The organism is Pseudoalteromonas sp. TB41 (genome assembly GCF_000497975.1).
Classification (GTDB): domain Bacteria; phylum Pseudomonadota; class Gammaproteobacteria; order Enterobacterales; family Alteromonadaceae; genus Pseudoalteromonas; species Pseudoalteromonas tetraodonis.
Genome location: NZ_AUTH01000044.1, coordinates 18033 through 29109, shown reverse-complemented (window position 1 = coordinate 29109; position 11077 = coordinate 18033). Strand labels below are relative to the sequence as shown.

At 40.7% G+C, this 11077-nt stretch carries 9 protein-coding genes; 4 read left to right on the top strand and 5 right to left on the bottom strand.

Annotation, left to right across the window (positions count from 1 at the left end):
- From istB to L641_RS0106905, 3 genes are all read right to left on the bottom strand, one after another.
- Positions 1-709: IS21-like element helper ATPase IstB (gene istB / locus L641_RS0106915; protein ID WP_024600957.1), on the bottom strand; the 709-nt coding region annotated here is incomplete at its 3' end.
- A gap of 11 nt (positions 710-720) precedes the next feature.
- The gene (gene istA / locus L641_RS0106910) at positions 721-2271 is read right to left on the bottom strand and encodes an IS21 family transposase (RefSeq protein ID WP_008466912.1); all 1551 of its coding nucleotides are present in this window, start codon (positions 2269-2271) and stop codon (positions 721-723) included.
- Positions 2272-3200: 929 nt separating this feature from the next.
- A complete protein-coding gene (locus L641_RS0106905; protein ID WP_024601514.1) occupies positions 3201-4739 on the bottom strand; it encodes a phosphoenolpyruvate carboxykinase in 1539 nt (512 codons plus the stop codon).
- A gap of 138 nt (positions 4740-4877) precedes the next feature.
- Between L641_RS0106905 and L641_RS23720 the strand changes: the two genes are divergently transcribed.
- A complete protein-coding gene (locus tag L641_RS23720; protein ID WP_013464244.1) occupies positions 4878-5006 on the top strand; it encodes a hypothetical protein in 129 nt (42 codons plus the stop codon).
- On the opposite strand, the gene hslO is transcribed toward L641_RS23720, so the two are convergent.
- A complete protein-coding gene (gene hslO, locus L641_RS0106895; protein WP_013464245.1) occupies positions 5003-5848 on the bottom strand; it encodes an Hsp33 family molecular chaperone HslO in 846 nt (281 codons plus the stop codon). The two genes, L641_RS23720 and hslO, sit on opposite strands and share 4 nt — an antisense overlap.
- Positions 5849-5860: 12 nt before the next feature.
- The gene (hslR, locus tag L641_RS0106890; RefSeq protein ID WP_013464246.1) at positions 5861-6283 is read right to left on the bottom strand and encodes a ribosome-associated heat shock protein Hsp15; all 423 of its coding nucleotides are present in this window, start codon (positions 6281-6283) and stop codon (positions 5861-5863) included.
- Positions 6284-6484: 201 nt separating this feature from the next.
- Between hslR and gspC the strand changes: the two genes are divergently transcribed.
- Genes gspC through gspE form a run of 3 tightly spaced genes read left to right on the top strand, consistent with a single transcriptional unit; the run spans position 6485 to position 11077 of the window.
- Entirely contained in the window at positions 6485-7429 is a 945-nt protein-coding gene (gspC, locus tag L641_RS0106885) for a type II secretion system protein GspC (RefSeq protein ID WP_013464247.1), read from the top strand.
- Between the two features lie 23 nt (positions 7430-7452).
- Entirely contained in the window at positions 7453-9519 is a 2067-nt protein-coding gene (gene gspD, locus L641_RS0106880) for a type II secretion system secretin GspD (protein ID WP_016900322.1), read from the top strand.
- The gene (gene gspE, locus L641_RS0106875) at positions 9512-11077 is read left to right on the top strand and encodes a type II secretion system ATPase GspE (RefSeq protein ID WP_024601513.1); all 1566 of its coding nucleotides are present in this window, start codon (positions 9512-9514) and stop codon (positions 11075-11077) included. The genes gspD and gspE overlap by 8 nt, the downstream gene beginning before the upstream one ends.

Below are 11077 nucleotides of genomic sequence, written 5' to 3'. Positions count from 1 at the left end.
TCGATTCTCCTTTTAAATTCAACTTAATTGCACCATGAATCAGCCTATCTAAAATAGCATCAGCGTGCGTTGATTCGCCGATCATTTGGTGCCAATTTTCCTGTGGTAACTGACTAATGATGATGTGTGATTTATAACCATATCTAGCATCGACTAATTCAAGTAAGTCGCTTCGTTGCTGAGCACTGAGTGGCTCTAGCCCCCAATCGTCTAAAATAAGTAAGTCGTATTTAATGAGTTTACCCAATAATTTTCGATAACTGCCATCGGCCTGTGCTAGAAATAGACTTTCAAGTAATTCTTTTAATCGAATATAGAAGACACTTTTTCCTTGTAAACAGTGCTCGTGACCCAAGGCACACGCGAGGTAGGTTTTGCCACAGCCTGTGGCGCCTGTAATTAATATATTCTGATGTAAACCCAGCCAGGTGCTTTGGCTGAGGCTGCGTATTTGTGCTTTATCTAGATTGCGCTTCGGCGAGTAAATGAGTTGATTTAACTGACCCGGTACGCGGAATTTTGCTTGTCGCACCAGTCGCTCTATTTTTCTTTGGTCACGCGTATCAATTTCATGTGTTAGCAATAAACTGACGCGCTCTATAAAGCTTTGTTCTTGATATAGGTTTGGCTGTTCAAGCTGCTGCTTGAGTGCTTGCTTTATACCCGATAACTTGAGCAATTGAAGTTGCTGATTAATTGTTTCTATCATGTTTACATTCCTTAATGGTAGTAATCTGTGCCACGTATGTTGCTGTGTGTAATTGGCTTTTCTGGCTCTGTTTGGAGTGTGGGTAATGGTTGTTGGTCTAACCCTTTTTGCAGCATTTGCTTAATAGATCTGTGTGTGGTCGTATTCATGCAAATTGCTCGGTAACATGCTCGCTCGAGGCGTTCTTTTGAATACGTTTTAGCTAAACTTAATACCCCTAAACAGGTGCGATAAGCTTGCTCTGGATGACGTTTGCTATTAAGCAATAATTCAACGACTTGATGAGTATAATCACCGATACTCAATGCCCATGAGCGTAAATTTATCGGTGACTGCTCATGCTGTTTTTGATGCGCCTTTGGCATATGATGTGTCTGTGTCGTATGTCCGCCTAAACGGTTTGAGCGAGGATGCTGTGCTATTAAAGTGCCGTCATAATAAAGCTGCACGAGTTGATTGGATATGTGTGCGCGTAATTGTTTTTTAACCCACAGATAAGGCACGCTGTAGTAATGTTTTTCTATTTCAACATGGTAATCAATATGCACACGTACTGTTTTGATTTGTGTATATTGATAGGGCTTTTCAGGCAATGGCTTTAATGCGTTTTTATCCACCATATCAAATAGCTGTTTGCGTGATTGTTGATATTGCTTCATCACCTTATTGTTCATCATATCCAGTAGCTTTGCTATTTCATGATTGAGTTGCGCTAAGCTGTGGAAGGTTTGGTTACGTAAGCGTGCCATGATCCAACGCTCAACAATTTGTACGCCGACTTCAGCCTTCGATTTATCTTTGGGTTTATAAGGTCTAGCCGGAATGACAGCAACGTTAAAGTACTCGGCTAACTGGTGGTACGTCGGATTTAAATCAGGCTCGTAGCGACAGGTTTTACTGACAGCACTTCTGAGATTATCGGGAATAACAACGTCAGGAACGCCGCCTAAAAATTCAAAGCAACGCGCATGACTCATTACCCAATCTTCAAGTTGCTGACTATACGTTGCTTCAGCATAGGTATAATTTGATGCACCTAGTACAGCAACGAATATCTGAGCAGTGCGCTTTTCTTGTGTCGTCGGACAAGTAATGGTAATTGTGGGGCCACAATAATCCACAAACAGCTTTTCACCCCCTTTATGCTGCTGACGCATTGAGAGTCGCTGGGTACCTAACCATTGTTTATAAGCTCGGCAGAAGTGACTGTAGCTGTAATAAGGCTCACCCACTTTTTCAAGTAACTCATCAAATACGAGCTGTAATGTTAGGTGTTTATGTTGTTTTAAGTCTTTATTGATATTTAACCAGTCAGGCGTTGGGTGTCTTTTTTTACGCGTTGAGAAGCGCTTGAGTTTGGTGTTGAAAAATGTATTTTGCTGTTTATCCTCTGGTATTGGCCATTGATTTAAGCCTAACTCATTGGCCTTTTTAAGGTAATTAGCCACAGTACCAGGTGAAATATTTAAACTTCTGGCAATCTCTCGATGGGATAATTGTGCTGAGTACTTCAGCCGTAAAATGGAATGTAATTTACTCATAGATATAGGTCTTGTTGTCATTGTTGTTATCCTCATCAAACGATTCAGATAACGGTTTAACACACCTACAAAAATGATAAAACGTGAACTCGGTTACGAGTGGTATTAAGCTTTGATCGGCAAAATCATTAAGAGCATAAATGTGATCATTTACAAGTGATTTTAGTGATCAAAGCTTAATGAGAATAAGCGATCAAAGTTAATGCAATTGGGTGATCAAAGCTGGAGAGAATATGCACCTCAGAGCCTAATACATACTCTACCGCTGTGGGCACTACGACATTACCATGGCTCCAAATTTAGAAAGCCCGACTAGCAATCGTCGGGCTTTTTACGTACGCAGGAATGACACACTAAAGGCCTGTGGTGATAGATGTTATACCAATTCGCTTAATTAAGCGGTCTATTTTGAGGTAGTAAAAACGGGTTGATAGCTAGGCAAAAAATTCGCTATTTAGTTGTTCTAAATGAGAATTTTTTAACACAGATAGAGACACGTTTAGCCCCGCAAAATGATTGAGTATTATTGCGGATTGGTATTATGTAAAATGCTAAAGGAGTTCAGCGATTAAGCCCAACGTGATTACTTAGCACTGTGTACAATACTAATCTACTTTGCTGGTGAAGTCATAGTCGTGTGTGAGCCTGAATATAGAAGGGGAAGCGTGTATTTCACATCGCTATCAAGTCTAAAGTACGCATATATTGCTAGCCTAAATATATAATGTTTAAACGAATCAGCTACGGTTTTTTTAAGGCCTTATAAGATCGCTGTATGCATATAGAAAAACTTATTTAAGCTGGGCTGAAAAGTGACTATGGTCTTTATTTTAGCTATTAGATGATTTTGCAGAATATATTATAGAAATGATATTTATTGAGTAAAAACAAGTAGGATCAAAAACGCCAACTCAAGGTTGGCGTTTTAATTATGAGGCTAAAGGTGATTATTAAACTTTAGGGCCTGCATTTTTAATTTCTTCAGATACGTCGTATTTTGCGAAATTTTCTGTGAAATCAGCGGCTAGTTTAGCTGCATATTCAGCATACTTAGCTTTGTCTTCCCATGTATTGATTGGGTTAAGTAGCTTACTATCTACGCCTGGTACTGCAACTGGTACGTCTAGATTTAGCACGTCAATGTGTTGAGTTTCAACACCTGCTAATTTTCCAGATACGATTGCGTCAACAACAGCACGTGTTGTTGGAATATCGAAACGCTTACCAATACCGTAAGGACCCCCTGTCCAGCCTGTATTAACTAGGTAAACTTTAGCGCCGAACTCACGTACACGCTTCATTAGAAGTTCTGCGTAGACACCTGCAGGACGTGGGAAGAAAGGTGCGCCAAAACAGGTTGAAAATGTAGATTCGATGTCACTGGTAGAGCCAATTTCTGTAGAGCCTACTTTTGCAGTGTAACCACTTAAGAAGTGGAATGCTGCAGCTTCTTCGGTTAGTACAGATACTGGAGGAAGGACACCACTTACATCACATGTTAAGAATACAACCGCTTTAGGCTCGCCTGCACGATTTTCAACTTTGCGTTTTTCAACATGCTCCAGTGGGTAAGCTGCACGGCTATTTTGAGTTAGGCTGGTATCATTAAAATCAGGAACGCGATTTTCATCAAGTACGACATTTTCTAAGATGGTTCCAAAACGGATAGCATCCCAAATAACGGGTTCGTTCTTTTGTGAAAGGTCGATACATTTAGCGTAACAACCACCTTCGATATTAAATACGCTACCAGGTGCCCAACCATGCTCGTCATCACCGATTAAGAAGCGAGTTGGATCGGCTGATAACGTTGTTTTACCTGTACCAGATAAACCAAAGAATAACGCAGAATCGCCTGCTTCGCCTACGTTAGCAGAACAGTGCATTGGTAATACACCTTTCGCTGGTAGTAGGAAGTTTTGCACAGAGAACATCGATTTTTTCATTTCACCCGCGTAGCGCATGCCAGCAAGTAACACCTTACGTTGTGCAAAGTTAATAATAACTGTGCCATCGCTATTGGTACCATCGCGTTCTGGATCACATACAAACGAAGGTACATTCATTACTTGCCACTGAGGGAAGTCTGCTTTGTTGTATGATTCTGGTTGGATGAACATGTTTTTAGCGAAGATATGGTGCCAAGCAGTTTCTGTTGTTACAACCACTGGAAGATAGTGCTCTGGATCAGCGCCAACTTCAAGGTGAGAGATAAAGTGGTCATTGCTTTGCACATGTGCTTCTACACGTGCCCATAACGCGTCAAACTTATCTGCATCGAATGGGCGATTTACATTACCCCATTGGATTTCATTTTCAGTACTTGATTCTTGAACAATAAAACGATCTTTTGGAGAACGACCGGTACGACGACCAGTGTTAGCTACAAAAGCACCATTGGCGGCTAAAGTCCCTTCGCCACGGCTGATAGCGTGTTCGACAAGTTCAGCTGCAGTTAGATCGACAAAACGGGTAGCGCTTGAAGTCATGTTTATACCTAAATTGTGTGAGATTGAACGGGATAGCTCTGGGTCTTAGTAACCTTTAAGCTGCAATTATAGTAACAGATGGATTAAGGATATTCGAGCTTATAAACACCGTAAAAACATATAAATTAAGGAAAAAACATGAATAATTTCAATGATACCGGTGTCATGAAAAATGCTCAGCTTGTGATACCGGTGTCATTTTTTAGGCACAAAAAAGCCATAAAAAATTATGGCTATTTTGTGCTGTGTTTTATAAAAGTAGATTAGTTAAATATACTTTTTATATCTTGCTCGTTAAACACATAATCTTTTAAACAGTAATGGCAGCTAATTTTAATCTCACCATTTTTTTCAACATCGTCCAAAAGCGCTTGTTGGCCAACATTAACTAAAGCCGTCATCGTTTTTTCGCGGTTACAGCCACATTTAAATTGAATTGGTTGAGGATCAAATACTCGCGGATTATCTTCATGATAAAGACGCGTTAAAATAGTATTGGCATCGAGCTCTAATAGCTCTTCATCTTTAATGGTATTGCTGAGTGCTTCTAAGTGAGCAAAATCTTCAATCGACTTTTGTTTATCAACAGGTAGCACTTGTAAAAATAGCCCACATGCTTTGGCGCTTCCCTCTGTGGTGTCGGTTGCAAACCAAAGGCGCGTTTTTAATTGTTCAGATTGCTCAAAATAGCTTTCTATACATTCACTTAAGGTATCATGCTCTAAAGGCACTATACCTTGGTAACGCTCCCCTTGCGTTGGAGTAATAGTGATAACCATGTAACCTTGGCCTATAAGCTCTCTAACTGTTGACCCTGTCACTTCACTTTGAAGTCGTGCTATGCCACGCATATTTTGTTGGTCGTCACCGTTAATAACGGCATATTTTACCGGCCCATCACCTTGTAGTTGAACGGCAATTTCGCCTTCAAACTTTAATGTTGCTGTTAATAAACAGGTTGCAACAAGCAGCTCACCTAGTAATGCTTTAACGGGCTCTGGGTAATTGTGTTTAGCAATCATTTCATTGTAAGCGTTGTCTATTTGTACGAGTTCGCCACGAACATCGAGATTGTCGAATAAATAGCGATGAAGTAAATCTTGTTGCATGAGCGGCTATACCTAACTTGATTTCATTTTTAAAAGTTCGCGTCTTTGCTTTTTATCAGGCTTTTTAACCGGATGAGGTGCAAAGAAGCTGTTATTTTTGCGTGCGATAGTATTTTCTTCACGCTTAGCAATACTTGCATCAGATTCTTGATACAAGGTCTGTGCAATGGGGGCGCTTTGGCGCTTTTCAAGTATATTTAATACTGTGACAGTTTTTTCATCAACGCCTTGGGCTAGCTTTATAACTGCGCCAATTTCTACAATTTTGCTGGCCTTACTACGTTGACCATTATAATGTACTTTGCCGCCTTGTACCATTTCGCGTGCTATTGCTCGCGTCTTATAAAATCGAGCAGCCCATAACCATTTATCTAACCTGACTTTAAGTTCGCTCGAGTTTTCTGAGTTGTCGTTGAGTTTAGCTTTCTTTGTCATGGAACATCTCTAGTAAATTCGGTTATTAGCTAAATTACCATGAAATAGGTATGCCATGAAGTTATAGCTTGATTCTGTAACTAATGAGGAAGATAAATTAATCTGTTTACAAAGTTTAATATTAGCGTGCTTGTTGAATGAAAAATGAAAAGGTACTATGGCTAGGTGATTTCGCTATAAATTAAAATAAGAACACTACTTATGGAACAGCACGTTCAACAATTTAAACTGCTATTAAACCGTTTGCCACACGCTAAATTAAGCGTGTTAGTTATGGTTTTAGTTATTGTTTATATTGCATTTTTGTCATCAAAGCTCGTTTGGCTTTTATGGCCGCACCCAGTAACAACTCCTCTTGCTCCCAGTAGCTACTCTAGTCAAGTCACGGGCGGCAATAACCAGTCTGTCGATTCGATTATTGGGCAATTTTTATTTGGTAAAGTAAATGTAACAAAAAACACCAATACTGCCCCCCAAGCCAAAGTTATTAATAATGCCCCTGAAACGCGCTTAAGTATAAATTTAACCGGTATTGTTGCTGTGAGTAATGATGATAAAGCGGGGATGGCCATTATTGAATCGCAAGGTCGCCAGGCGAGTTACTTAGTTGAAGATGTTATTCAAGGGACACGTGCAAAGGTATCGCAAATACTCCCAGACCGCGTCATTTTAGATGTAAGCGGCCGCTTTGAAACCTTAATGCTTGATGGGCTCGACTTTACCAAAACGGTGTCTATGCCGGTACTAGCCGCGCGAGATGAGCCTGAGATGGGGCCGTTAGCACCTTCATCGCAAAGTGAAGAGCAGATAGATGCGACTGCCAACCTTGAAGTAAAAGAAGCATTAATAGAAACCCGCGAAGAGCTTTTAGAAGAGCCTGGTAAATTATTTGATTACATACGTGTTGCCCAAGCTATGAATGATGGGGAACTTATAGGTTACCGTTTGAGTCCAGGTAAAGAGCCTGAATTATTTAAACAAATGGGATTACAAAATAACGATTTGGCCGTGGCAATTAACGGCTATCAATTAACTGATTTAAAACAGGCTATGGCAGCAATGAATGAGCTGCGAAATAGTACCGATGCAACTATCACCATAGAGCGTGATGGTGAGCAAATCGATGTGCTTTTTAGTCTGCAATAACTTAGCTTTGGAGTTTTAACATAATGGTTCAGGTGCTACACCTCAAAAAAATTAAAAAAGGGTTAGCTAAGTATGCGGCACTTTTTTTAGCGGCAAGTCTCTCTATGTCGGTTGCTGCTGTTGAATATGCTGCTAACTTTAAGGGCACAGATATTAATGAGTTTATTAATATTGTGGGCAAAAACCTTAATAAAACCATCATTATTGATCCTAACGTGCGTGGCAAAGTTAATGTGCGCAGTTATGAGTTAATGGATGAGGCACTTTATTATCAATTCTTTTTAAATGTATTAGAAGTTTACGGCTATTCAGCTGTTGAAATGGATAACAACATTATAAAAATAGAAAAAAGTTCAGATGCTAAAAAATCCAATGTACCGTTAATTACAACGGACAGCGATGCAGCTGGCGATATGATGATCACTCGGGTTGTGCGAGTTAAAAATGTCAGCGTTCAAGAATTAGGCCCTTTGGTTCGCCAGTTTAGTGACCAAAAAGATGGTGGGCATGTTGCTAACTTTAATGCCGCTAACGTGATGATGCTAACAGGACACGCAGCCTCAGTTAATCGTTTGGTAGAAATTATTCGCTCCGTTGACCAAGCGGGTGATAAGCGCGTTGATATTGTAAAACTTAAATATGCAACAGCTGATGATGTGGTATCGGTAGTTGATAATATTTATAAAGACAGTGGCAAGGGCAGCGTTCCTGAGTTTTTAATTCCTAAAGTTGTGGCTGATGGCCGAACTAATAGCGTGATTGTGAGTGGTGAAGGTCAAGCTCGTACCCGCGCCATTGAGCTTATTAAACGTCTCGACGGCGAACTTGAAAGCCAAGGTAATACCAAAGTATTTTACCTAAACTACGCAAAGGCAGAAGATTTAGTCAAAGTACTTCAAGGTGTGAGTAAATCGCTGGCAGAGGATTCAAAAGGCGGAGCAACCAACAATGCGCGTAGTAGTAATAGAAACGACACGAGTATTGAAGCACATCCTGATTCAAATTCTTTAGTGATCACCGCTCAGCCAGATACGATGCGTTCACTTGAATCGGTTATTGAGCGTTTAGATATTCGCCGTGCACAAGTATTAGTAGAAGCCATTATTATTGAAGTGATGGAAGGTGATGGCGTTAACTTTGGCCTGCAATGGATTTCAGAGCAAGGTGGGATGCTACAATTTAATAATGGTACAACAGTACCTGTTGGTTCGTTAGCCGTAGCGGCAGAACAAGCCCGTGATAAAACGGTGACTAAAAATATCATTGGTACTGAATCAGGTACTGTCACCAAATATGATGAAACAACTGAAGGTGACTACGGCCCACTAGCCTCATTACTCGGTGGTATTAATGGCTTAGCCATGGGGGTAATTAAAAATGACTGGGGCGCAATTGTTCAAGCGGTTTCAACCGACACTAATTCGAATATTCTAGCGACTCCATCTATTACTACAATGGATAACGAAGAAGCATCTATTTTAGTTGGTCAAGAAGTGCCAATCATTACTGGTTCGCAAACAGGTAGTAACAACGAAAATCCATTTCAAACGGTTGAGCGCCAAGAGGTGGGTATTAAACTTAAAGTAACCCCTCAAATTAATGATGGTTCAGCGGTGCAGTTGACCATAGAGCAAGAAGTTTCAAGTGTTAGTGGCGCAACAGCAGTCGATATTTCGGTGAACAAGCGCGCAATTAAAACTACTGTAATGGCCGATGATGGCGGTATGGTGGTATTGGGCGGCTTGATTGATGAAGATGTACAAGAGAGCGTTTCAAAAGTGCCACTATTAGGCGACATTCCTATTTTAGGCCACTTGTTTAAGTCAACTAATACAACAAAGCGAAAACGTAATCTAATCGTGTTTATTAGACCGACCATTATTCGCGATGGCGTTAGTATGAATAAGCTCAGCTTTAGTAAATATAACTTTATTCGCGGTGAGCAATTTAAAAAGCGTGAAGATGGCATTAACTTAATGCCAATGTCTGATACGCCTATTTTACCTGAGTGGAATGACGAATTAGTGTTACCACCTACGTACGAAGAGCATTTACGCAAACAAAATGCACAAGAGCGTAACAATGACTAATGCGATAGAAGATATTAATCAAGACGTTGTTCATCCAGCTGCACATAACAACGATGAAATGCTTGAACAAGAGGATTTAATTGAGCTGCCTGCAAAGCGTTTGCCGTTTTCATATGCAAGGCGGGTGGGTGCGTTACTTAGTAAACATAAGGATAACCGAGTTGTTTACTACCGTGGCGAGTTGGATATTGATGTATTGCTAGAAGTGCGCCGCATTGCAGGACATGGCTTCACACTAGAGCAACTAGAAGATGATAAATTTGAGTTATTACTAGAAGCATCGTATCAACGTGACAGCTCAGAAACTCAGCAAATGATGGAAGACATTGGTAACGAGGTTGATTTATTCTCGCTGGCTGATGAGCTTCCTCAAACTGAAGATTTACTTGCTGGTGATGACGACGCGCCTATTATCAAACTCATTAATGCCATGTTGAGTGAGGCGATTAAGGAAGGCGCATCTGATATCCACATTGAAACGTTTGAACAAGAACTGGTTATTCGTTTTCGAGTGGATGGTGTACTCAAAGAAGTTTTAAAACCTAATCGTAAATTAGCCTCTTTGCTGGTATCGCGTATTAAAGTAATGGCCAAACTCGATATTGCAGAAAAACGTATACCGCAAGATGGCCGTATTAGTTTACGTATTGCAGGGCGTGCAGTAGATGTGCGTGTATCGACTATGCCATCGAGCTTTGGTGAGCGAGTCGTATTGCGTTTGCTTGATAAAAACAATGCGCGTTTAAACCTTGAAGATTTAGGCATGACCGCGAAAAACCGAGAGCTATTTGCTGATTTAATTAGTAAGCCTCACGGTATAATCTTAGTTACAGGCCCTACAGGCTCTGGTAAAAGTACCACGCTTTATGCAGGTATGAGCCAAATTAACTCGCGGGATCGCAATATTTTAACGGTTGAAGATCCAATCGAGTACGAAATTCCTGGCATTGGCCAAACACAGGTTAATACCAAGGTTGATATGACTTTTGCCCGTGGCCTACGCGCTATTTTACGTCAAGATCCTGATGTAGTTATGGTCGGTGAAATACGAGATTTAGAAACAGCCCAAATTGGTGTGCAAGCATCGCTGACTGGTCACTTAGTTATGTCTACATTGCATACTAATACCGCCTCAGGTGCAATTACCCGTATGGAAGATATGGGTGTTGAGCCATTCTTATTATCGTCATCATTACTCGGCGTATTGTCACAGCGCTTAGTACGTACCTTATGCAATAGCTGTAAAGAAGGGCATATTGCAGATGAGCGTGAATGTGAATTACTCGGCGTACCGTTTGATAATGCTCCGACGATTTACCGCGCGGTAGGGTGTGAAGAGTGTAACTTTAACGGTTATCGTGGTCGTACAGGTATTCACGAATTATTAGTCGTTGATGAAACTATTCGTGAAATGATCCACAGCGGTAAAGGTGAGCAAAGCGTAGAGAAATATATTCGTAAACGCAGCCCAAGTATTCGTCAAGATGGCTGCAGCCGCGTACTTGCGGGTAAAACAACGCTTGAAGAAGTATTACGCGTAACCCGTGAGGAAGGCTAA